Source organism: Endozoicomonas sp. ALB115 (assembly GCF_049310245.1).
Taxonomy (GTDB): domain Bacteria; phylum Pseudomonadota; class Gammaproteobacteria; order Pseudomonadales; family Endozoicomonadaceae; genus Endozoicomonas.
Map to the genome: position 1 here is coordinate 88,612 of NZ_JBLYZG010000006.1, position 23,237 is coordinate 111,848.

A 23,237-nucleotide genomic window follows, 5' to 3' on the forward strand; every position below is an offset into this window, starting at 1 on the left:
CTCCACTGCCAGAATATAACCGTCATAATGCACATTTCCTGGTGCATCATGGAAATGTACTTTTTTATACCGTTGCCGCTGCCAGTATCATCTCTACTGCACTGTCCGACATGGCATCAATGGAGTTTCTATCCAGGTAAATACCATCATTCAATAAGCGACTCATACCGTGCAACATGCTCCAGCTCACCTGGGCAAGGCGCAGACCATCAATATCTTTTGAAAACTTACCCTTGTCCTGCCAGCTGCGGATCAGATCAACATAGTGCTGAAAGCAGGCAAAAGAGGCCGCTCTCAGACTCTCTGTTGGTTCACCATTTTTCCAGACCGGACGACCGAACATCAGGTCATACTCCTCAGGATACTTCCAGGAAAGATCCAGATAGGCGTGGACAAAAGCCTTTAACCAGCCATTCATGTCCCCTGACTGCTCATGCATCTGTTGTGCAAAGTGTGCCTGCCACTTCTCAAACCCCTGCTCGGCGATGGCACAGAGCAGCGCATTCTTATCTTTAAAATGATGATAAGCGGCGGTTCTGGAGACCCCTACCCGCTCCGCCAGCGCGCGCATGGAAATGCCATCCACCCCCTGCTCCCCGATCATCCGGGTTGCCTCTTCAAGCAGCTCCTGGTGAAGATTGCCGTGGTGGTAGGATTTTCTGCCAGTCATATGTCGTTTAATGCCCGTGCGCTGTCTGGTATAAATGGTGCAGTCCAGAGACAATACAAATTATCTTGACAGTGTCAAATTACCATTTTATCTTGACAGCGTCTAGCCCGGATATTTCATAAACGTGCTCCCGCTCTCGCTTGTCCTTTGTCGCTCTAAGGGAGTTTTGCTCGGTCGACCGTACTCCCCGGTACGGCGCTCCCTCACAAAATCCCTTAGAGCGACAAAGTCCTGCGCGAGATTCGGGGCAGTTTATGAAATACCCGGGCTTGATGAGGCGTCGAATCACAAGAAGGATTATAAAAATGACTACCCCCTACCCACATCTTCTGGCACCGCTGGATCTGGGTTTCACCACACTGAAAAACCGGGTTTTGATGGGCTCCATGCATACTGGCCTGGAAGAACGGCCCAACGGTTTTGAACGACTGGCGGCTTATTTTGCCGAACGCGCAGTCGGCGGTGTAGGACTCATTGTGACCGGCGGTATTGCGCCGAATCAGGAGAGCGGGGGTATGCCGGGTGCTTCCACCATGGAAACCATGGATGATGTAAAGCACCACCAGTTGGTAACAGACGCCGTACATAAGGCTGGCGGAAAAATCTGTATGCAGATCCTGCATACCGGCCGTTATGCCTACCACCCAAAATGCATTGCTCCCAGTGCCATTCAGGCACCTATCAATCCTTTCACACCTAAAGAACTGACCTCCGAAGAGGTGGATGAGCAGATCGAGAGCTTTGTCAACTCTGCGGCCCTGGCAAAAGAAGCAGGCTATGATGGCGTGGAAATCATGGGGTCTGAAGGGTACTTCATCAACCAGTTCATTGCTAATCGTACCAACCAGCGACAGGACGAATGGGGTGGAGAATACCGTCAGCGCATTCGCCTGCCGGTAGCCATGGTGAGACAGACCCGGGAAAGAGTAGGCCCGGACTTCATCATTATTTACCGCCTCTCCATGCTGGATCTGGTTGAAGGCGGCAGTAGCTGGGATGAAATTGTTGAACTGGCCAAAGAGATTGAACAGGCGGGTGCCACCATTCTTAATACCGGCATTGGCTGGCACGAGGCCCGTGTCCCCACCATCGCGACAATGGTGCCAAGAGCGGCCTTTACCTGGGTAACGGCAAAAATTCGTAACGAAATCAGTATTCCGGTCATCACCTCCAACCGGATCAACATGCCGGAAACCGCAGAAGAAGTTCTGGCCCGTGGTGATGCCGACATGGTGTCCATGGCCCGCCCTATGCTGGCAGATGCCGAATGGGTGAACAAGGCGGCGGAAGGCAGAACCGATGAAATCAATACCTGCATTGGCTGCAACCAGGCCTGCCTTGATCATGTCTTTTATATGAAACCCGTCAGCTGTCTGGTAAACCCCAGAGCATGCCATGAAACCGAGCTGAACTATCTGCCAACCAGCAAACCCAAGAAGCTGGCCGTGGTGGGCGCAGGTCCTGCCGGCATGGCATTTGCCGCCACAGCCGCCTATCGTGGTCACAACGTCACACTGTTTGATGCGGCAGACAAAATTGGTGGACAGTTCAATATCGCGAAAACCGTACCTGGCAAGGAAGAGTTTGAAGAGACCCTGCGCTACTTCAAACGACAGATCGAGTTGACCGGCGTCGAGCTGAAGCTCAACCACAGAGTAACGGCAGAAGAGCTGGAAAACAGTGACTTTGACGAAGTCATCGTCGCCACGGGTATCACCCCCAGAAGTCTGGAGCTGGAAGGTATTGATCACGCCAAGGTACTGAGTTATCTGGATGTGTTCAAGGGAGCACCTGTGGGCAACAAGGTCGCCGTTATCGGCGCTGGCGGTATCGGTTTTGATTTGTGCGAACTGATTACCCAGGAAGGCCCATCCAGCAGCCTTGATATTCCCGCCTTTATGAAAGAGTGGGGGGTGGATATGGCCTTGGAAAATCGCGGTGGCCTGCTGACCGAAAGTGAGCACCCAAAATCCTCCAGAGAAGTCTTTCTGCTGCAGAGGAAAAAGAGCAAGCCCGGTAAAAACCTCGGCAAGACCACCGGCTGGATTCACCGCTCATCACTGGCTAACCGGGGGGTGCGCATGGTACCAGCCTGTGAGTACCACAAGGTGGATGATCAGGGTCTGCACCTGTCCATTGCCGGGGAGCCTCAGGTGCTGGATGTGGATAGCGTCGTTATCTGCGCAGGCCAGGAGCCCATGCGCGAACTCGCTGATAGCATCAGCGGCAAGACCGTGCATCTGATTGGCGGAGCGGATGTGGCTGCTGAGCTGGATGCCAAGCGGGCAATCAACCAGGGCTGCCGACTGGCTGCTGATATTTGATACTGCCGCTTAACCAGTAAAGGGGGCTCGCCCCCCTTTATCATTCCGGCCTCAAGTAAACCTCGCCAAATAGCCCGAATTGCTATTATTTCTATGTGTGTTTGACATAAATATTGAATGGGTTGTAGTGGGAAGGAACTTTTATGATAAAGGGTGGTCTTAAACTTTAATGCTGTAATTTGATAATTCAATGCATCACTCTAGTAAATTACCACCCTTCCATATTGCGTTTTCCGGACTCAATTCGAATTCACTTCAACAAACGTACCAGCATGACAAAAATGAACAGCAACCCACCTATCAAGGCATGCCTGTCCAAACACTGAAATCTCCTTTTCCTGTTTATGTCAGGCTAGAATCAACGGAATCTTATGATTTTGGTGAAGCTCTGCCCCTTCCCAATGAAGGGGCATGCACTTCTGGAATGGGCAAAACGAGCAAAACCAAATACGCCGCACCCGATAAAGGCAAGGACAGCAAAGACAAATGCATCGCAAAAGCTAAGCATAGGGCGGCCCAGGCCAGATACGCCGCATCCAAAAAAGGCAAGGCAAACAAAGCCAGATACCTTGCATCCGATAATGGCAAGGAGAGCCAGGCCAAATACGCCGCATCCAAAAAAGGCAGGGCGGCCAGGGCCAGATACAATGCATCCGATAATCGCAAGGTGAGCCAGGCCAAATACGAAGCATCCGAAAAGGGCCAGGCGGCCAAGGCCAGAAAACTGGCCAGGTACGCCTTATCCAGGGAAAAAAGGATTTCCCAGTCCATAAAAAATGCAAAATCATACGCCTATCGATCAGCCATAAATAAAGGCTTTAGTGAACAAGTAGCGAGGGAAAAAGAAGAGTCAGCCGCTACGACAAAAAAAGCAGAGTTATCATCAACGTCCTTCATCACTGCTCAGTTATCAGACTGAAGGAATATTTACAATCCCATTCGAACCCTTTTATCCTGAGTGGTTAACAGGCAAAGTAAAAAGTTAGTTTCAGTTAACTAACTGATGACTGGATTGCGAAAGGCTGGGAACTTCTATAAAAAATAGCGGTCTTGAAATATACTCGACTTTAGAGTCTGTATAAAACGATGATTCGGTCAGCTTTCTATAATAAAGCAAGCCGAAACCAGTGAACTGTTTTTCCAAGTTCGTTCTTACTTCCGTTTTTTGTCTGAAAGCCTTTGGTTATGCTGCTTCCGACTTATCCGGTATTAACTGGTCGATCAGATCGGTAAAATTGAACTCATATTTTTGCTCATATCTGTTCCAGCCCTTGCGAATAGAGAACCTCGGAATAATTCCTGAAAGAGCAATTCTCATCATGCCCGCAGTGGTTGTATCCGGGCTTCTCCAGGGTATCCGGGAAATATTCAGACATGCCTGATTTTTACAAACGGTTAACAACTGCAATAATGCATAGCCTGCCATTTTCAAATGCATCCACCGAAGCAGTGTTCGTAATTTCTGCTGCCATAAATGGCAACAACCAAAAGTATGTTTGAGTTGGTGAAACATTGGCTCTACTGGCCATCTCCGGGAGTAGGCACGAAGCACCTCAAGTTCCGGATTGGTCGAGATGAATATTCTGCTTTCGGTCAGACCTTTGTCATTTTCAAAGCGACTCCAGACGACGCGTACTTCATGACCTTGAAGGAATCTGGCGCGACAGATCAGGGTGCGATAACGTATTTTGCGAAATTTGCCGTACATCCATACTGTCGCTTTTTCTTCCGGCAGTGTTTTGACCTGCTCTGCCGTCATCTTGATGCCGTACTTTTTGGGGCGCCCTCGTTTCTTTACGGTGGGTGTTGGCGGCAAAGCATAGAGAGCCCGATTTGAAGGTATCTGACCAACAACTTCTATGTTCATTTCCAGAGCTGGCTTTATCAGTGTCCAGTTCATATACCAGCAATCGGTTAGCAGGCGTAGCACCCGATCCTTCACCTCATTGCGTACCACCCTGAGCATGGCAACGGCAATTTTCAGTTTGCTGGTGTTACCTGAAGCTGGTGCCGGAAATGAGATCACCGGTACGGCGGTAAATACTTCATCTGCAGCCCGTTCAAATATGACGGCCAGGGAGACCCAACACTGCCCCCAGATATACGTCGGCCGGTTACGTTTCTTGCTGTGTTGATGATGTGTACGACAAGCAGGGGCTTTGTCGGAAAACCGTTCGATTACCCAGTCATCGAGTCCCAAAACAACAGGCTCATTTTCCGGAGCTTTGGAGCAGACCAGACGGATCAAGCGGCGCGCCAGGTTCTTCCATTGCCACTTGCCCTGGGATAGCCAGTGGTGGTAGCTGCTCCACACACAATGAAAATCCATTGTTAACAACGCCTGTGTAACAAAGCCTTCGGCTGAAAGCATGCAACCGAACAGCAGTTCGCAGAACGTTGGTACTGCGATTGATGATAGCGCTCCGGCAAGAAAGGTTGTATATAAAGCGAGCTCCCTGAGGATTACTTGATGATCTGAAGTGAGCATGGCAACCATCTCGAATTTCGTCGTTGGGGATGGTTGCTTTTAGCAGATTATGCGCCGGAACTATTGTGCTTATAAAACTCTAAAGTCGAGCATCAATAACAGACACCGGTAGTACTCAGCAGGCTTGCTTATCGGGGAGCGAGCCTGAGGTCAGGGAGCCAACCACAATAAGTCATTAGAGTCCAGACTATCAGTTACCCAACCCACCAGATTTAAAGCCTTTTGCTGTAGTTAACCCACCAAACCTGATCGAAACGACAATTGATCCCCCCCCACCAGACAGAAGAAATGACTGATGGTAACGCTTCAATAATTGAGCACCAAAGGAAACTTCGCGAAGAGCCAGCTTACCAGCTCTATAATTTGCGTCCAAAGCAGCGCAATCAGAAATTACGCTGGGGACCAAAAACTTCACAATGATTCCACTTGCATAGAGCAGAGAAGGAGCCGCTACCAGAGTGATCCCGATACACAGAACGCAAAAAATCGTCAAAGGGAGCGAGACCAGAATAATCATTCTTACCTTAGCAACGCCCTGTGTGATTCTCAACTGCAGATCAAACCTTCAAACCGTTATCCCCTGCGCTTCAACGATAGCTCCATTCAAGCAATCAGAAAGGTCCGGGAGGATTTCTGAGCTGCTGTTCAAGGGCTCTAATGTATACACATGCCTGTCTTAATATCTGTACTTTTGTTAATGACTGTTCAGCCCCTCCGGGAATTTTATTTTTAAGTACTAAGAAGGCGTCGTTAATTTTACTGACACGATGTTTTTCTCTAAGGCTAGCCATTCGCCTATGCTGATCATAGGTCATACGCGGTCTATTTCTTTTGGTGAGATAGTTACATTTCCTTGCAGTTGATGTGGAAGAAACGTCTCGGTGATCAACTTGATGAACATCGAACTGCTTGAACGTTATATCTTTAGCAGGATTTATTCCAATAGCGCCAGATGATTCATCTGATGGAGTCTGATTTGGCTGTATTTTTGTTGTATTAATATTCATCTGATTTATTACCTTCTTCATTTTGAATGAAAAAGTACTCGATATTGAGCTTTTTAGTTCATGTTACTGGCGCTGGCATGGTACCTTCAGAAACCTCAAAGTTATCGAAGTATGCTGTACGTCCATACTCCGTTTTCAGAAATAGGCCAATACGGCTTCTGTCTACTGCGAAGCCATAAGATGTGAGCTTCTGCATGCCATTACCATCCAAAAGATCATAGAAGAATGTGTACCTGTCAACCCCGAAGCCATTACCATTTTCAATCACTTCCATACGCAGTTTGACCTTGCCAGAAGCGTTGGCACTGACGTTAATAAGCGGGCTATTGGTACCGAGGCCTTGAAGGTTAATAAGTCCATCACGGCCACTCCAGTAGTCCAGGCCATAGGAGAATACCGGTTGTGCACCATCTTCATCCGCATAGACAGTAAGGCCTGCAATTTGACGATTTTGTGCGGTGTTCAGTTCGAGCTCTGTTTCCACTGCCCAGGACTCAGAGGCGGGTGCTGTAAAATAAGCAATAGGGCCATTGTTACGTGCCTTCCACATATCCGTGTTGCCCATAGTGGTAATGTCGAGACGATCATTAACCTCATCGATGGTAATAGAAGCCAGTGAGCTATCAGGGATATCCGCAGATAAGCCAGAGTCGGTCAGCGTAGCGCCTGCAAAAGACGTCGAATGAGTAGTAAGCAGCGGCAGCCCCACGGTGTTGCCAATTGAAATGGTAAAGGTCTGTTCAGAAGAGTAACCATGTTCATCGGTTGCACTGACAACAAGGCTGTATGAAGGTTTCAGGTCAAAGTCCAAAGCCGCTATTAAGGTCACAGTTCCATCAGGGGCAACTGCGAAATGACTGAGTCCATCACCGCCCACTGCAGAATAGATGACGGTTGTGTCGCCACGGTTAGCATCCGTTGCAGTGAGCGTCATAACGACAGTGTTGACCGCCGTATCCTCCATTACCAGAAAAGCATTGCTGGTGAATTTCGGAGCCTGCTCAACCTGGTAATTCAAGTCAAAGAATGTTTCCTGCCCCCGGTCATCGACAACCTTGAGGTTTATGGTCTGTGCATCAGCATTCGTTACCCCCTCATTAGAGTAGACCTGACCACTACCATGAACGTTCAAACCCGCTGAAAAGGCACCACCCCATGGCCCATAAGTACCAGTGGCCGTATTTTTATGGAAGACGAGGAGTTCACCTCCCTCAGGATCGCTGTAGTATTGGCTGAGATCAACAGGCCCAAAGGGTTTACTTCCCTCAATCGTACCAAGGTCAATGGTTGACTGAGTGATCACCGGAGCCTGGTTGGTATGAGCCACATAGCCAGAAGCCACTTTTCGGAAGCTGGAGGTATCGCCCCGGATACGACTGGCGTCAGCCATAATGGCATCCACACGCCAGAAAATCTGGTCGGTGTCGTTAACTGTCTGTACAACTTCAGTAGGGCTGCCAGTCCAGGCCGCTATCAAGCCACTGTCCGGGTTATCAACATCCGTTTTGTTTGAACTGACAAAGAGTTCGTACCCTGCCGCATCGTGTACGCTTGTCCAGTCAAATTGAACATCTCCCGCAGCAACAATACCGTTATAAGCCGGAGCAATCGGGACTGGTTTGGTCCGTTGATAATTGGCAGTGACCTGAGCGTCATTCAGGGCATAGTTAAAGCTTTGAATCTCATCGATGAGCCCGTTAAAGCCCTTACCAAAAGTCAGACTGTTAAAGTTATAGGTATAGCCCACGTGGGTGGCGGAATCGACGAGCTGACCATCGAAGAAGAGTTTGTTGATACCACCATATTCATGGACCATGGTTACCTGATGCCAGGTTCCTGTTGCTATGTCTACAGCCCCTTCATTGGTGTATTTGGCATCGATTTCATTCCACTCTATGGCACCGGCCAATTGTGAAGATGGCCAGTGCAGTTTTATGCCAGTGCCATGGTTGACAATATCAATGCTGAGCGACTCTTTACCATAAGAACCGTGCAGCAAATTGACGTTAGCAGTGATCGCATTCGCAGAATTAAACCAAAAAGAGAGCGTCATGCTGTGATGGCGTGCAGAAGGTATTACATCATTGCCGATCACCAGGCCATGGGTGTCGATAGATGTGTCGTACGCCTTGCCACTGACGCCACCGGAAACGACAGCTGCCTCATTGACTGCCACTGTAACGCCACCAGAACCCAGGGTTTGTGATTGACCTGAAACAACATGGTCGAAGTCAATTAAGCCATCGACGTGCGGTGTTCGTTTAAAGAAATTGAATTTCCGGGTCGTGGTATAACCACCGGTTTCCTTGATATAGATATGAGCGACTGACTGACCTTCATCGAGGTTCACGGCGGCAGTATTCGCTGTAGCAGTGACAGTGATCGTTTCACCTGCTGCCAGTGAAGCAGATGTCCTGTCAAGGCTTAACCACGGACTGTCTGTTTGAATAGACAGAGTCTGATTTACATCTGTGTTGTTGGTAATGTCGTATTCCTGATGTGGTAATTTGCCATTACCATCCCAGTCATAGACGACTTCCTGCGTCGGGCGGGCGATGATCGGGTAAGTTGGCTTCATCGCCTGTGGAATCACCTTGATGGACGGATCGCCATTGAGTGTCCAGAGAATATTACTTCCTGTGAGACTTCTATGCCCGTCACACATTCTCTGCCAGTGTGCCAGTCCCATGGGCTCACCTTTAGTGAAAATATCGAAGCGGCTATGACGGTAGAACGGTTCACCAACACCATTATTTTTGCCAAGTGACGCCACCGGGCGAGTCCCGCCAATGACACCAATGGAACCATAACGCAACTGGGAGGCACAAAGGTTATTGTCGAAACCAACTTCACACGCTTCACAGGAGCCGATCTCAGACAAGTACGGGCGGACATTGTTACCATGGTTGCGTGAGAGATCGACACTGAGGCCGCCTTGTGTCCAGGTGGGGGTACCATGGCCACCGGTACGGATATAGCCAATATCGTAGTTGGTCAGGAAGTAGTCATTCTGCCACTGTTGGAAATCTGTCGGCACGTGACCATCGCCAACAACACCTCCGCGAACCCGATACTCAACGCCTGCAAATTCGTAGAGAGCGGCATTGATATTCCAGGTTGTGTCATTGATATCCGGTCTGTAGCGCCAGGTGGTATCGGCCTCGTTTTCGTAGTCGATAAACTTCTGCAAGATCGCATCCACATCACTGTATTTGCCAAACTGACTGCCTTCACCCGCCACCTGGATACGACCAACGAGGACATTCCACTGCCCTGAATGCCCTTTACCCCAATCGCCATTACTGTAAAGAATGCCATCGCCATCGGCATCAATCGTTTCATTCACCAGGTCCACGTAGTAATGATCAGTAGCCGCTACCCCATAGGTATACTCGTACCAATCTGTGACTTCACCCGCATCGACTTTGGCCTGGCGTTCAAAGCGTGAGATACCGCCTTTGGCAATGGCCATCGGCACATCGCCCCGGTAAATATCGGGATCACCGACCATAAGGACATACAGAATATCCTTGCTCTGATAGTTATTACGCAACCAGGTACGTATGTTATCCGCCGCATAGGCACCATGACCGCCACCGTGATCTTTTTCAGTGACAACATGTACAGTAAAGCCGATGGCTTCTTTATGGGCGATAAAGTCATTTAACTTTGTCAGATTTTTTCTAAGTTTCTCGGTGGTTACAATTGCAAAGCCTTTACGGTTAAGACGGACATCATCCACATCTTTCATTGGCGATGGCGTGTCGAAGTTACCATTGCCGGTATACCATTGGGCTCCGAGCATTAAAGGGGGCCTCTTCGTCTCCCACGTCTGGCCAAGGGGATTCCACCACCGCTGGATGTTAACTGGAGTCAAGACGATACGATAGACTTCCATCAAGCTGTCATTGTAGTCGTCTAATCCTTTTAAAAATGCTGTGTGCTCTCCTTCGCCAGGCGTAGCTGTACCTAATTTGATACTGGTTAGATCACCACTTGTCTGGGCCAGAGTAAATTGAAGCGCTTCCGGGCCGATTTGTAACTGAACGCTCTTACCTGCAGAGCTGGCAGGGACATTTCTGAGCAAAAGGTTCACATCGTAAGAAATGTTCTCCAGACCTTTGATTGTCCATTCTGCTTGAGAACCAGCGGAACTTCCGCTGAACAATAAGTACTTTGCGCTTGCTTCCCAGGTGATACCTGCCCCCAGTTTGGCGTCCCAGCCGCGCAGGGTGACCACACCTGCGGCGTTAGGCTGAGGGTTGCCTTTGGGAATATCTGCAAAAGTGAGCTGTAGGGATAGTAGAGATATCAATAGAACCAGCCACACCTGTCGTTGAGCCATTGTTTCTCGCAGGCTGGTAGCGAGGTCCCGGTAAATGTTGAAAGCCGGGGTCACGAAAGCTGGGGGCAAGTCTTTCATGGTTCACAACTCTGGTCGTTTACGGTGATAAGAGAAAAAGGCGGCAAAAAGAGAAGGCGGGAAGCAGTGGCAGGTCTTTGCATAAAAGCAAAATTCAAGTCCTGCCTCAGAAACGTTCTTAGTATAACAAACAGAATCACCCTCTGTTTGGATGGTCAGGCTAAAAAGAGTGTTCCGGAATTTCAGCAGCGCCCGGAAGCAGCCGTACTCCGGGCACTGCTGAGATGAGAAGCCAATTAAGCAGGATCAAAACAATCGGTTCAGCCCATCCAGGGCAGCAACACGGTAGGCTTCCGCCATGGTCGGATAGTTAAATGTGGTATTCAGGAAATAACGGAGTGAATTGGCCTTGCCCTCTTGCCGCATCACCGCCTGACCGATATGGATAATCTCCGAAGCCTGGTCACCAAAACAGTGAATGCCCAACACTTCCTGGGTATCCCGGTGGAAAAGAATCTTCAGCATGCCGACCACCTCGCCAGTGATTTGAGCCCTGGCCAGCCTGGAGAAAAACGCCTTGCCCACTTCATAGGGAATGGCATCTGCCGTCAGTTCTTCTTCGGTGCAACCCACAGAGCTGATTTCCGGGATGGTGTAGATCCCCGTAGGCACTTCATTGACAAAGTGCCAGTCCTCACTGTTACAAAGGTGTGCCGCCGCCGAGCGTCCCTGGTCATAAGCGGCACTGGCCAGACTGGGCCAGCCAATGACGTCACCCGCCGCATAAATATGGGGTAATGAGGTCTGATAGCTTTCATTAACACTTAACTGCCCACGGCCATCGGGCTTAAGGCCGATCATTTCCAGCCCCATTGCCTGGGTATTGCCTGTCCGGCCATTGGCCCAGAGTAACATGTCGGCCTTGAGTTTCTTGCCCGACTTGAGGTGCAGCACCACGCAATCATCCATGGTCTCAAGTTTCTGGAACTCTTCATTATGACGGATAATGACGTTCATTTTGCGCAGCTGATAGCTCAGGGCATCGGAAATCTCTTTATCAAGAAACGACAGCAGCCGCTCACGGGTATCAATCAAATCCACCAGCACACCCAGACCAGAGAATATCGAGGCATATTCAGAGCCGATTACACCGGCACCGTAGATAATCATGCGTCGGGGCGTAGAAGACAGCTCCAGAATGGAATCACTATCAAAAACCCTTGGATGGTGAAAGTCGACACCGGGTGGGTGGTAGGGACGGGACCCGGTGGCAATCAGAAAGTTGGACCCGAACAGACGCTCCGTATTCCCGCTGGGCTCAGTCACCTCCAGAGTGTGCTCATCAATAAAGACACCACGGCCAAAGTAGAGATCAATGCGATTCCGGGCATAGTACATGGTCCGGGACTGTACCTGCTTCTGGATCACCGATTCCGCCCTTTTCAATACTTTGGGAAAACTGAACCAGCGGGGGTCACCAATCTCACGAAACATGGAGTTGGTATTGAAATCCATGATCTGTTTGACAGAGTGGCGCAGAGCCTTGGATGGAATCGTACCCAGGTGAGTACAGCTGCCACCGACAAAGTTAAACTGCTCAACAACAGCGACCTTTTTACCAAGCTTGACGGCATTCATGGCCGCCCCCTCACCCGCAGGCCCCGACCCAAGGATGACCAAATCGTATTTACTGACACCCATTTATTCGATTCCCCCGGTTCCAAAACATTATCTGTTTATTCTTTTTTACAGCTTATACTTTGAGTGCCCAAAAAGCTTTACACCAGGAGGCTGTCACTGGTGCCTACAACCAACAAAAAAACAAACGTAACCAGAAACGATTACGCCTTTTCACTCTTATTTGCAGCCGTCGCGTCATAAAACAGGTCATCATTCACCTCGGAAAGAGGATCTGTTTTGTCGCCGCCGCCACAAATGACACAGCTGTCCTTCAGGCCAAGATTACTAAGGCCACCACAGGAGCCTTTAATCGGCTTATTGGCAAAAATCACACCCACTGCCATAGCCGCAATGAGTACCAGAAAAGTACAAAATGTAATCAGCATAATGGTCATGACTGATTCCTCCATTATTTACCATGAAATGGTCAGGTGATACACGGAACCTGTTTATTGAAGCGCTATTTCCCGCTCAAGGTTGTTCATGGCTGTTGAACCAGGTAAGGCTTAAAGGCGTCACTGGTTACCGTTGCAAATCCTTCATCGGTATAATAGGCAAAACGTGCCGCAATACCCAGCCTGTTCGCCAGTTCCAGTCCTTTCTCATCCCCCAGCACCATAAACATGGTGGCCAGGGCATCGGCCCGGGCCGAGGTATCGGCAATGACAGCCACTTCCGCTACCCGCTTGGCTTCAGGCCAGCCGGTAACGGGATTAATGGTATGCGAGTAACGCTTGCCATCGACTTCAAAAAAATTCAGATAATCACCAGAGGTTGCCAGCGCCTTGTCCAGAGGCTCAACCAATGCTGATACGCCGTTTTTTCCCATTTCAGGACCGATCACCGCCAATCGCCAGGGGTTGCCATTCGGCTTGACACCCTGAACCAGCACTTCGCCACCAACCTCTACCATAAAGTCCTCAATACCCTGAGCCCTGAGAGCCGCTGCCGCCTGATCAACACCATAGCCCTTGGCGATGGAACTCAGATCAACAAACAACGCCTTTTCACGGGTCAGGGTTGAGCCTTCAGGATCCGCTTTCAGACTCTGATAACCAACGTTGGCCAGGGCTTCCTGAATAGCGGTTGCCTCGGGAATATGGCCCGGATACTGGTCCTCTATCCATTTGACAAATTCCGGAGCATTGGCCAGCGAGCGGGAGTCACTATCCTCGTGACTGTCGTTGACGGCAACCCATTGTGTCGGGCCAAAGCCCCACAGGTTCACCAGGGGGCCTACGGTAATATCGTAGGCTCCATCCGACAGATCAGAAATCGCCCTGGCTTGCTGAACCAGCTGAACAATATCACCGGACAGTTTAAACGGCTCCCCTACCGGGGCCCGGTTAAACTGCATCAGCTCAGAGTCAGGCTTATAGGTTGACATCCGTTGATCCACATCAGCCAGGGCATCCTGAACTACAGCGGACACATCCTTTACCGGATGACTGAACAGAGTCGCTACATAACTGACGTTATAGGTCGTTCCCATAACCTGCCCCTGAAAGCTATTCAACCTGGGCCGCGTACTCAACACCAGAAATACCGCCACCAGCACAATGATGGCAGGTATCAATGATCGCTTCAGAGATCGGGAAAGCAAGTGGAGCTCCTGATAGATAGTGGTTCAATAGGGCGTGGGTCAATCTCAGGTAGCTCTCTTAACACAGTACGGGCAAGGATAACTACCTTATGTCGGTGCGCTGGAAAAGATGCTCTGAGAAAGCTCCCGGCTGAAAGTCTGGCCGGATTCTAGCACCTGCCCGTGGGATAATCATCAGGGATTAAACGGAACGATTCGGGCAGTTACTTAGGAGGCTGACCGAGAATAGACTGCAAGATTCAAGACCCGAGACTGGTTTCTGCTGAAGCTACCGCCAGGACATCGACAGTTTCCGCTGATTGGCAGCACAATCTTTAAGGTAGAGATTAATCAGACTCTGATAGGGTATCCCCATTTCGTCAGAGAGAGCTTTAAAATAATCAATCACATCCTCATCAATGCGAATGGTCATCTGCTTTTTCAGCTTCTTGGCGTAAGGGTTTTTTTCGCCCTGACTAAAATCATACTCTTCTCTCATGGCTTCATTCTCGCTGTGTAGATGTCGGTTTCTTTTTTGGTTGCACTCCTCGCGGAAAAAATCCGGATCACCTCATCCATTCGGTAACAGTGACAGACAACTAAAATTTTCAGGCTTGCAGTCATACCAAGAAGGATAAAACGGTCATCCATTCCCGAGTGATCCGGGTCGCCTATGAGCAAGCCATTCTCATCAAAAAAGACAGTTCTGGCTTCATCAAAGCTGATACCGTGCTTTCTGAGATTACTACGGGACTTATCATCATCCCATTCAAAGGTAAGGTGCTTCATTCAACAAAGTGTAACTACAATGTAGTTTATTTCAAGCAGTCAGTTTAGGAAATCGGTGTCTTGAATCTTGAACTTCGTCCCAACATCGCCGCCCCATCAACCACCTGAGAAAGAAGCACTCCTATCCCGCAGGCTGCTTTCTGTAACTCATCAAGCAACTCATTTAAACGTGCTGGTATGTCCATACTGCTGTGCAAAATAGACAGGACGTATAAAACTTCCGATTGCGCACCATCGGAGGATTTTACAAATACAGTTTGTAGGTAAAGAGCCAGATTTCTTCCTGCTGAGCAATGGCTACCGGGTGAAAGCGGTAGAGTTCGCTCACTCATCACCTCCGGAATTGTTCAGTCTCTTTCTGGCTCTTGCCTTGATGTCATCAGCGTTGAGTGATTGAAACTCGTCTTCCGGTGTATTCAAGATGGGCTCCAGATGCCCTTTTAACCATTTGGCCGACTGTTCTTGCTGGCGTTTGTCGTTACGGATCAGGTCCCTCAGATAGTCGCTGGCGCTTGAGTATTCGCCTTGTTTAACCTGCTGGGCAACCCAGTCTCTGAGCTGGTCGGGTAATGAAATATTGAGTGTGGCCATAATTGTCTCCTTTATCATTTTATGACTGAATATTAGCAGATATTGGCAAAATTTGGCATTTTGGCAGGAGAGGGCCTACAAGCAACTTTTTACCATCACCATCAGGTCGCTGTGAAAATTTGTTTCTTATTGAAAACTTGTTTATTGATGTGGGAGGAAGGTATTGTTACGCTTGCCGTCAGGAATTCAGTGATCTGGTCAAAACCCGTTAATAACCCATTGATGCCTGGTTTCAGGCTGCTCTCTGTTAATGGCTCTTTATGACCATCTTCCTTTTGATAAATAACAAAAAAATAGCCCTGAAAGCAGATATCACAAAAATATACCAACAAATGGAGTCATGGCGATGAGCTTAAGTATTCTCGATTTGTTCAAGATTGGTGTAGGCCCTTCCTCATCCCACACGGTGGGTCCAATGGTAGCCGCCAACCGCTTCCTTGACGCCCTGCTCCAACAGGGGCAGCTTGAGAATACCCGTCAGATTCGTATTGAGCTCTACGGTTCCCTGGCCATGACCGGTGCAGGTCATGCCACCGACACGGCCGTGATGCTGGGCCTTATGGGTGAAAAACCGGACCAGCTCGATCCTGACCAGGCTCCGGCATTGATCAACAATGTCCGCAGCACCGGTGAGTTGATACTTGCTAACCAATATCCGATTCCTTTCATTGAAGATCAACACCTTCACTTTTTGCATGGTCACTCGCTTGCCAAGCACCCTAACGGTATGACGCTAAGAGCTTTTGATGCAGCAGGCCTTGAGCTTTTTCATGACAATTATTACTCCGTGGGCGGAGGGTTCGTACTGAATGAAGAGGAAACCGAACAGACAACTTCGGCAACGGACATTCAGATCCCCTTTCCGTTCAATAACGCTCAGGACCTTCTGGATATCGGAGACAGAACCGGACTCTCCATTGGTGAAATTGTCCTGGAGAATGAACAACATCTGGGAAGATCTGACCAGATCCAACCAGCGTTGCTGAATATCTGGCAGGTAATGGACCGCTGCATCAACCGTGGCTGTGAGCAAACCGGGGTACTTCCCGGCGGCCTGAACGTCAATCGTCGTGCACATCAGCTGCATCAGGAACTGTTGAACCGCCCGGAAGACCAGCAGGATCACCTGGAAGTCATGGACTGGGTCAACCTGTTTGCCATCGCTGTCAATGAAGAGAACGCCGTTGGTGGTCGTGTCGTTACCGCGCCAACCAATGGTGCAGCCGGTGTTATTCCGGCGGTTCTGGCCTATTACGATCGTTTTGTTCCGGGCAGCAGTGAAGCGGGTATTGTGACCTTTCTGGCCACCGCTGCTGCCATTGGCATGCTCTATAAAAAGAACGCCTCAATCTCGGCCGCTGAAGTGGGTTGTCAGGGGGAAATCGGGGTGGCCTGTTCCATGGCGGCAGGCGCTCTGTGCGCCGTCATGGGCGGCAATAACCGCCAGATTGAAAATGCCGCTGAAATAGGCATGGAGCACAACTTGGGCCTGACCTGTGACCCGATAGCCGGTCTGGTACAGGTCCCCTGTATTGAGCGCAATACCATGGGCGCTGTCAAGGCCATCAATGCGGCCCGCCTGGCCCTGAAAGGTGACGGGCAGCACCGGGTATCCCTTGATGACGTCATTGAAACCATGCGTCAGACGGGGCTGGATATGCAGGATAAATACAAAGAGACAGCCACCGGTGGCCTGGCTGTCAATGTCGTGATGTGCTGAAAGCCCAAATTGAAAACAACATTTGTCTTTTATTTCCACTACTGACCTTTGTCTTTAACAACAAATCAGTCAGTTCAAAAAATTTTTATTAAAATAACGTAATAGTGAAAACAGGACGACAACATGGCCGTTGAACACACTTCTACTCTGCCGACACTGGCAGAATTGAAACATAACGATGCCTTTACCCATCGTCACACAGGTTCTGACCAGCAGGAGCAGCAGGCCATGCTGGCAAGTCTCGGGCTCAAATCGCTGGCAGAGCTGATCAATGACACCGTTCCGGGCAGCATCCGGTTAAACCGGGAGTTAGCACTTCCTGCGGGAAAAACAGAGCAGCAGGCCCTTGCCGGGCTCTATGAGCTGGCCCGGCAAAATACAGTGAATAAGTCGTACATTGGCATGGGTTATTACAACACCGAAGTGCCCAATGTCATTCTGCGTAATCTGCTGGAAAACCCCGGCTGGTATACCGCCTATACCCCTTATCAGCCCGAAATCTCTCAGGGCCGGTTGGAAATGCTGCTGAACTTCCAGCAGATGGTTATGGACCTCACGGGTATGGAAGTTGCCAATGCCTCCCTTCTGGATGAAGCAACTGCCGCTGCCGAAGCCATGACCCTCTGCCTGCGCAGCGTGGGACGCAGCAAAGCGGCCTCACAAACATTCTTTGTGGCCGATGACGTGCACCCACAAACCATTGATGTGATGAAAACCCGCGCCGACTGGCTGGGCATCAACGTTATCGTTGGCAACCCCCATACCGAACTGAGCAATCACGATGTATTTGGTGTGCAGCTTCAGTATCCGGGCACCTACGGTAACATCACAGATATTGAGAGTATTGCCGCCATGGCGCGGCAACAGGGAGCCATGGTTTCGGTAGCCACGGATCTGCTGGCCCTGACATTACTGAAATCCCCCGGGGAGCTTGGAGCTGATATTGTTCTGGGTAACACCCAGCGCTTTGGCGTGCCCATGGGCTTTGGCGGCCCTCACGCTGCCTTTTTTGCCACCACCGGTAAACTGAAACGCTCAATCCCCGGCCGGGTTATAGGGGTATCCAAAGACAGCCGTGGCAATACCGCCCTGCGTATGGCCATGCAGACCCGTGAGCAACATATTCGCCGGGAAAAAGCCACTTCCAACATCTGTACTGCCCAGGCTCTGTTGGCCAACATGGCGGCCGCTTATGGGGTCTACCACGGTCCGGAAGGGTTAAAAACCATTGCAGAACGAGTACACCGCCTGACCCGAATCCTTCATCATGGACTCACTGAAATGGGTTTCCAGTGCAACCAAACCTTCTTTGATACCCTAACCTTCAAGGTTGGCAGTGAGCAGGAAACCATTATCCAGCGGGCGCTGAAATATGGTTGCAACCTGCGCCGAATTGGTTCTGACCGCCTGGGTGTCAGCCTTGATGAAACCACCCGCTCTGAAGACATTATTGAACTGTTCAATATCTTTATGGGTGACGGCAAAGAGCTGAATATTGCCTCTATTGACCGCCAGATCTCGGCCAATAACAGTCAGCTGCCTCATACCCGGAGCACCATCGGACTCTCACCGGAACTGCGACGTTCAGACAGCATCCTGAGTCACCCGGTATTCAACAGCCATCACTCAGAAACCGATATGATGCGTTATCTGAAGCGGCTGGAAAACAAGGATTACTCACTGGTTCATGGCATGATTCCACTGGGTTCATGCACCATGAAACTCAATGCTGCAGCAGAAATGCTGCCGGTTTCCTGGCCGGAATTTTCCAGTATTCACCCTTTCACGCCCAAAGATCAGGTTCCGGGTTACCTGACCATGATCCGGCAACTGGAACAGGCTCTGGTGGAGATTACCGGTTATGACGCCATCTCCATGCAGCCAAACTCCGGAGCCCAGGGGGAATATACTGGCCTGCTGGCTATCCGTAATTATCAACGGGCAAACCGGCAGGAGCACCGCGATGTATGCCTGATCCCCTCTTCCGCTCACGGCACCAATCCCGCTTCAGCGGCGATGCTCGGGATGAAAATTGTGATTGTCGCCTGTGATGACAGCGGTAACGTGGATGTCAATGACCTGAGAGCCAAAGCTGAAGAGTACAGTGAACGCCTCTGTGCTCTGATGGTCACCTACCCTTCCACCCACGGGGTCTACGAAGAAGAGATTCGCACCATCTGCCAGATCATTCATGATCATGGCGGCCAGGTCTATATGGATGGTGCCAATATGAACGCCATGGTCGGTGTCTCCCGCCCGGGTGATATCGGCTCCGATGTCTCCCATCTCAATCTGCACAAGACCTTTGCCATTCCCCACGGTGGTGGCGGTCCGGGTATGGGCCCCATTGGTGTCAAGAGCCATCTGGCACCTTACCTGCCCAACCATTCGATAAGCCCGGTCGAAGGCCATAATGAAGGCATTGGCGCCGTATCTGCTGCGCCTTACGGCAGCTCGTCCATACTGCCCATCAGCTGGATGTACATCACCATGCTGGGCAGCCAGGGTCTACGGGAGTCAACAGAGCTGGCCATCCTGCATGCCAACTACATGGCAAAACGGCTGGGTGATCATTACCCGATTCTCTATCAGGGCAGAAACAACCACGTTGCCCACGAATGCATCCTTGATATTCGCCCGATCAAAGAAGCCTGCGGTATTACCGAGGAAGATATTGCCAAACGCCTGATGGATTATGGTTTCCACGCTCCGACCATGTCTTTCCCCGTGGCCGGAACCCTGATGATCGAGCCAACCGAGTCCGAATCCAGGGAAGAAATAGACCGCTTTATTGATGCGATGATCTCAATCAAGCAGGAAATTGATCAGGTCGCCAACGGCACATGGCCAAAGGACAACAACCCTCTGGTCAACGCCCCCCATACCATGGCAGACCTGGCGGAAGATGAATGGCAACGCCCATACAGCAGGAAGGTCGCGGCATTTCCGTCAGCTGCCGGTCATAAGTCGAAATACTGGCCTGCGGCGAATCGCATCGACAACGTTTTTGGCGACCGCAATTTTATCTGTTCGTGCCCCGGCATTGATAATTATCAATAAATGGAGATGAGGTATGTCTGAAGCGTCTTCTGAAAGTCTGAAGAAAACCCCGTTATATGCTCTTCATCTGGACCGGGGAGCAAAAATGGTGCCTTTTGCCGGTTATGAAATGCCGGTACAGTACCCATCCGGGGTTAAGAACGAGCATATCCATACACGCAGTAAGGCCGGGCTTTTTGATGTCTCCCACATGGGGCAGCTGAAACTGTCCGGTGAAGGGGCTGACCATTTCCTGGAATCCCTGGTACCGGTTGATATTGCAGGCCTTGCCATTGACCGACAGCGTTACGCCCTGTTTACCGATGAGGCCGGGGGTATCCTTGATGATCTGATGGTCACCCGTTACCACGACTGCCTCTACCTGGTGGTTAATGCGGCGTGCAAGGCGCAGGATATTCAGCATATCCGGTCCAGACTGCCGGAAGGTATCAAGCTGGACGTTCTCGATGACCGGGCACTTGTTGCTCTTCAGGGGCCCATGGCCGCAGAGGCTATGGCAAAGGTTGTTCCTGAGGTGGCTGAACTGGTCTTTATGGACTCCCGCCAGCTATCCATCGATGGGGCACCCTGTTTTATCAGCCGTTCCGGGTATACCGGGGAAGATGGCTTTGAGATTTCCATCCCGGAAAAAGACGCTGAACGCATCACCCGGCTACTGCTCGACCATCCGGAGGTTGAATTAATTGGCCTGGGTGCCAGAGACTCCCTCCGGCTGGAATCGGGCCTCTGTCTTTACGGCCATGATATGGATGTCAATACCACCCCTATTGAAGCGAGCCTGATGTGGGCCATCAGTAAAAATCGTCGTCATGATGGTGAGCGGGCAGGCGGCTTCCCCGGAGCCGAAAAAATTCTGCAGCAGATTGAGAACCGACAGGTGGCCACCAAACGCATTGGTTTGGTTGGCAGTAGTCGAGCCCCGGTTCGTGAAGGGGCAGAACTGGTTGATGATCTTGGTCAGCCTATTGGTCGGGTAACCTCCGGCACCTTTGGCCCAACAGTTGGGGCACCGGTTGCGATGGCTCTGATCAACGCTGATTATGCGGCATTGGGAACTGGAGTGTATGCACTGGTCAGAGGTAAAAAGTTGCCAATGACCGTCAGTAAAATGCCATTTATCGAACAGCGTTATTACCGGGGCTGATTGATATCTCATAATGACTGCCGACTTACAGTTGGCAGCTTTGTTGATTCATTATCCCTTCTGGTTCCCATATCAATATCACCATCCTCATTTCTATCGTTAGCCAATGCAATGAGTATCACTAATCCTTGATATTCAATAAAAAATCAAGGAGATAGGTCTTTTCCGGGGTAGAAAGTTAATATTTATTAGGAAATAATGCATAATCAACCTAAACAGAGTGCAATCAACAGCTGGCAACCTACTGGCTGCGATATGCACTGATTCATTTAGACCATGACCACACTCCTGACTCATTTATTTGCTGGGCAGGAAATTTGAGGTTTTTGGATCATACTTTCGTGCATGGCTGAGTTTGAGGAGCCCAGGGCTTGTTATGAAGCAGTTTACAGCCGTAAAAAAGAGAGAGACCAGCCTGCGTCACTGGTTAACGTTTTTAATTCCATCACTGATTGGTCTGTTGCTATTTGTCACTCCGGTCAGTATTAATGATGAATTTACCATCCCTGTTGCCCTGCTGGCCGGCGGGTTAAAAGCGCTGCTCAAAGACCAGCTGACCACCATCATTACTATTATTGTCAGCTTTACCGGATGCATCACCATCATTACCAAGCTGTTTCAGCCAAAAGCAATAATGACGCGGCCATTTCTTAACTCTCTGTTTGATATTACCCCACTCTGGTGCCTGGTAAGGGTTGCTGGCATGGTCTTTGTCCTTTCCAGCTTTTTCGAGTTTGGTCCGCAAGCCATCTGGTCAGGAGCCACTGGTGGCATGGTTTTAAATGACCTGATGCCGACCCTGTTTTCGGTCTTTATCTTTGCCGGACTTTTGCTGCCACTGTTAATGAACTTTGGCTTGCTGGAACTGCTGGGCACACTGATGACACGCATAATGCGGCCGGTATTCAATCTGCCCGGCCGTTCAGCTATTGACTGTATTGCCTCATGGCTGGGGGATGGCAGCGTTGGTATCCTGATGACCAGTAAGCAATATGAAACCTCCTATTATACTCAGCGTGAAGCTGCGGTGATCGGTACCACTTTCTCTGTTGTTTCAATTACCTTCTCACTGGTGGTGATTGCCCAGGTGGGTCTGGAACACATGTTTACCCGCTTCTACCTGACCGTCTGCTTTGCCGGGCTGGTTGCCGCTTTTATCGTCCCCAAGCTGCCCCCCCTGTCCAGAAAAAAAGACGTGTTCATCTGCGGAAAAACCCGCAGTGATGATGATGAAATTATTCCTCAGGGTACCAGTGCTTTTGCCTGGGGTCTGGAGCAGGCACTGGAGAAAGCCGCAAAAATCACCCATCCCATGAAGATCATTCAGGATGGTTGCAAGAACGCCATCGATATGGTGTTTGGGGTACTGCCAGTGGTGATGGGTATCGGTACCATTGCACTGATCATTGCCGAATACACCCCGGTCTTCCAGTACCTGGGCATGCCTTTTCTGCCGTTGCTGGAGTGGTTACAGATTCCTGAAGCCCAGGCGGCCTCAACCACCATGATGGTGGGCTTCACCGATATGTTCGTGCCCTCTATCCTGGCGGCATCCATTGACAATGATATGACCCGGTTTGTAATTGCGGCATTATCCCTGACTCAGCTGATTTACCTGTCTGAGGTGGGTGCTTTGCTCCTGGGAAGCAAGATTCCGGTCACCTTGTTTGAGCTATTTATTATTTTTATTCTAAGGACGCTGGTCACACTGCCCGTTATTGCCGCGATTGCCCACCTTATCTTCTGATACCGAAAAGTGAGCCTCAGATTGCTGAGGAGCCTGTCGGACGCTTAAGTCCGACAGGCTCCTGAGGCTCAG

18 protein-coding genes are annotated in these 23,237 nt (G+C 50.1%); 6 read left to right on the forward strand and 12 right to left on the reverse strand.

The features are described from left to right. Positions 1–64: 64 nt before the first annotated feature. The gene (locus ACO6VE_RS04490; RefSeq protein WP_422459936.1) at positions 65–670 is read right to left on the reverse strand and encodes a TetR/AcrR family transcriptional regulator; all 606 of its coding nucleotides are present in this window, start codon (positions 668–670) and stop codon (positions 65–67) included. A gap of 305 nt (positions 671–975) precedes the next feature. On the opposite strand from ACO6VE_RS04490, the gene ACO6VE_RS04495 reads away from it, so the two are divergent. Together ACO6VE_RS04495 and ACO6VE_RS04500 are read left to right on the forward strand one after the other, a co-directional pair. After that, positions 976–2,994, forward strand: a complete 2,019-nt coding sequence (locus ACO6VE_RS04495) for an FAD-dependent oxidoreductase (RefSeq protein ID WP_422459938.1) — start codon at positions 976–978, stop codon at positions 2,992–2,994. 424 nt (positions 2,995–3,418) lie between these two features. Then, complete coding sequence (locus ACO6VE_RS04500; protein ID WP_422459940.1) at positions 3,419–3,913, forward strand: hypothetical protein; 495 nt, start codon at positions 3,419–3,421, stop codon at positions 3,911–3,913. A 264-nt stretch (positions 3,914–4,177) separates the two neighbouring features. On the opposite strand, the gene ACO6VE_RS04505 is transcribed toward ACO6VE_RS04500, so the two are convergent. The 11 genes from ACO6VE_RS04505 to ACO6VE_RS04555 form a co-directional block, all read right to left on the reverse strand. Next, positions 4,178–5,365, reverse strand: coding sequence for a transposase (locus tag ACO6VE_RS04505; RefSeq protein WP_422459942.1), 1,188 nt, complete (start codon positions 5,363–5,365; stop codon positions 4,178–4,180). Between the two features lie 307 nt (positions 5,366–5,672). Further along, on the reverse strand, positions 5,673–5,999 hold the full coding sequence (locus tag ACO6VE_RS04510; RefSeq protein ID WP_422459944.1) for a hypothetical protein: 327 nt from the start codon (positions 5,997–5,999) through the stop codon (positions 5,673–5,675). 94 nt (positions 6,000–6,093) lie between these two features. Then, a complete protein-coding gene (locus ACO6VE_RS04515) occupies positions 6,094–6,489 on the reverse strand; it encodes a basic helix-loop-helix domain-containing protein (RefSeq protein WP_422448907.1) in 396 nt (131 codons plus the stop codon). Between the two features lie 58 nt (positions 6,490–6,547). Next, complete coding sequence (locus ACO6VE_RS04520) at positions 6,548–10,912, reverse strand: LamG-like jellyroll fold domain-containing protein (protein ID WP_422459946.1); 4,365 nt, start codon at positions 10,910–10,912, stop codon at positions 6,548–6,550. Positions 10,913–11,158: 246 nt separating this feature from the next. Beyond that, positions 11,159–12,553 (reverse strand): Si-specific NAD(P)(+) transhydrogenase, encoded by a 1,395-nt coding sequence (gene sthA, locus ACO6VE_RS04525; RefSeq protein WP_422459948.1) that lies wholly within the window; start codon positions 12,551–12,553, stop codon positions 11,159–11,161. A gap of 140 nt (positions 12,554–12,693) precedes the next feature. Continuing rightward, positions 12,694–12,927 (reverse strand): (Na+)-NQR maturation NqrM, encoded by a 234-nt coding sequence (gene nqrM, locus ACO6VE_RS04530; protein ID WP_422459950.1) that lies wholly within the window; start codon positions 12,925–12,927, stop codon positions 12,694–12,696. A gap of 86 nt (positions 12,928–13,013) precedes the next feature. Continuing rightward, on the reverse strand, positions 13,014–14,135 hold the full coding sequence (locus tag ACO6VE_RS04535; RefSeq protein WP_422459952.1) for an FAD:protein FMN transferase: 1,122 nt from the start codon (positions 14,133–14,135) through the stop codon (positions 13,014–13,016). Positions 14,136–14,403: 268 nt separating this feature from the next. Continuing rightward, entirely contained in the window at positions 14,404–14,613 is a 210-nt protein-coding gene (locus tag ACO6VE_RS04540) for a BrnA antitoxin family protein (protein WP_209201584.1), read from the reverse strand. Beyond that, positions 14,610–14,903 carry a BrnT family toxin gene (locus ACO6VE_RS04545; RefSeq protein WP_422448917.1) on the reverse strand — a complete coding sequence of 98 codons (294 nt, stop codon included), beginning with the start codon at positions 14,901–14,903 and terminating at the stop codon, positions 14,610–14,612. The genes ACO6VE_RS04540 and ACO6VE_RS04545 overlap by 4 nt, the downstream gene beginning before the upstream one ends. Before the next feature lie 44 nt (positions 14,904–14,947). Next, complete coding sequence (locus ACO6VE_RS04550) at positions 14,948–15,235, reverse strand: hypothetical protein (protein WP_422459953.1); 288 nt, start codon at positions 15,233–15,235, stop codon at positions 14,948–14,950. Next, on the reverse strand, positions 15,228–15,494 hold the full coding sequence (locus ACO6VE_RS04555; protein ID WP_209202371.1) for a type II toxin-antitoxin system ParD family antitoxin: 267 nt from the start codon (positions 15,492–15,494) through the stop codon (positions 15,228–15,230). Before ACO6VE_RS04555 ends, ACO6VE_RS04550 begins: the two co-directional genes overlap by 8 nt. 346 nt (positions 15,495–15,840) lie before the next feature. On the opposite strand from ACO6VE_RS04555, the gene ACO6VE_RS04560 reads away from it, so the two are divergent. From ACO6VE_RS04560 to ACO6VE_RS04575, 4 genes are all read left to right on the forward strand, one after another. Further along, positions 15,841–17,214 carry an L-serine ammonia-lyase gene (locus tag ACO6VE_RS04560; RefSeq protein WP_422459955.1) on the forward strand — a complete coding sequence of 458 codons (1,374 nt, stop codon included), beginning with the start codon at positions 15,841–15,843 and terminating at the stop codon, positions 17,212–17,214. 123 nt (positions 17,215–17,337) lie between these two features. Then, positions 17,338–20,274 carry an aminomethyl-transferring glycine dehydrogenase gene (gene gcvP / locus ACO6VE_RS04565; RefSeq protein WP_422459957.1) on the forward strand — a complete coding sequence of 979 codons (2,937 nt, stop codon included), beginning with the start codon at positions 17,338–17,340 and terminating at the stop codon, positions 20,272–20,274. A 13-nt stretch (positions 20,275–20,287) separates the two neighbouring features. Beyond that, on the forward strand, positions 20,288–21,418 hold the full coding sequence (gene gcvT, locus ACO6VE_RS04570) for a glycine cleavage system aminomethyltransferase GcvT (protein ID WP_422459959.1): 1,131 nt from the start codon (positions 20,288–20,290) through the stop codon (positions 21,416–21,418). A 376-nt stretch (positions 21,419–21,794) separates the two neighbouring features. Continuing rightward, a complete protein-coding gene (locus tag ACO6VE_RS04575; protein ID WP_422448927.1) occupies positions 21,795–23,165 on the forward strand; it encodes a YjiH family protein in 1,371 nt (456 codons plus the stop codon). Positions 23,166–23,237: the final 72 nt, after the last annotated feature.

What these genes read in the sequence shown, in the direction of transcription:
- ACO6VE_RS04495 (WP_422459938.1), top strand. Translation starts at nt 976, where the DNA reads ATGACTACCCCCTACCCACATCTTCTGGCACCGCTGGATCTGGGTTTC.
- ACO6VE_RS04515 (WP_422448907.1), bottom strand. Translation starts at nt 6,489, where the DNA reads ATGAATATTAATACAACAAAAATACAGCCAAATCAGACTCCATCAGAT.
- ACO6VE_RS04520 (WP_422459946.1), bottom strand. Translation starts at nt 10,912, where the DNA reads ATGAAAGACTTGCCCCCAGCTTTCGTGACCCCGGCTTTCAACATTTAC.
- ACO6VE_RS04575 (WP_422448927.1), top strand. Translation starts at nt 21,795, where the DNA reads ATGAAGCAGTTTACAGCCGTAAAAAAGAGAGAGACCAGCCTGCGTCAC.
- ACO6VE_RS04550 (WP_422459953.1), bottom strand. Translation starts at nt 15,235, where the DNA reads ATGAGTGAGCGAACTCTACCGCTTTCACCCGGTAGCCATTGCTCAGCA.
- ACO6VE_RS04510 (WP_422459944.1), bottom strand. Translation starts at nt 5,999, where the DNA reads ATGATTATTCTGGTCTCGCTCCCTTTGACGATTTTTTGCGTTCTGTGT.
- ACO6VE_RS04540 (WP_209201584.1), bottom strand. Translation starts at nt 14,613, where the DNA reads ATGAGAGAAGAGTATGATTTTAGTCAGGGCGAAAAAAACCCTTACGCC.
- gcvT (WP_422459959.1), top strand. Translation starts at nt 20,288, where the DNA reads ATGTCTGAAGCGTCTTCTGAAAGTCTGAAGAAAACCCCGTTATATGCT.
- ACO6VE_RS04490 (WP_422459936.1), bottom strand. Translation starts at nt 670, where the DNA reads ATGACTGGCAGAAAATCCTACCACCACGGCAATCTTCACCAGGAGCTG.
- ACO6VE_RS04560 (WP_422459955.1), top strand. Translation starts at nt 15,841, where the DNA reads ATGAGCTTAAGTATTCTCGATTTGTTCAAGATTGGTGTAGGCCCTTCC.
- ACO6VE_RS04555 (WP_209202371.1), bottom strand. Translation starts at nt 15,494, where the DNA reads ATGGCCACACTCAATATTTCATTACCCGACCAGCTCAGAGACTGGGTT.
- nqrM (WP_422459950.1), bottom strand. Translation starts at nt 12,927, where the DNA reads ATGACCATTATGCTGATTACATTTTGTACTTTTCTGGTACTCATTGCG.
- sthA (WP_422459948.1), bottom strand. Translation starts at nt 12,553, where the DNA reads ATGGGTGTCAGTAAATACGATTTGGTCATCCTTGGGTCGGGGCCTGCG.
- ACO6VE_RS04545 (WP_422448917.1), bottom strand. Translation starts at nt 14,903, where the DNA reads ATGAAGCACCTTACCTTTGAATGGGATGATGATAAGTCCCGTAGTAAT.
- ACO6VE_RS04505 (WP_422459942.1), bottom strand. Translation starts at nt 5,365, where the DNA reads ATGCTTTCAGCCGAAGGCTTTGTTACACAGGCGTTGTTAACAATGGAT.
- gcvP (WP_422459957.1), top strand. Translation starts at nt 17,338, where the DNA reads ATGGCCGTTGAACACACTTCTACTCTGCCGACACTGGCAGAATTGAAA.
- ACO6VE_RS04500 (WP_422459940.1), top strand. Translation starts at nt 3,419, where the DNA reads ATGGGCAAAACGAGCAAAACCAAATACGCCGCACCCGATAAAGGCAAG.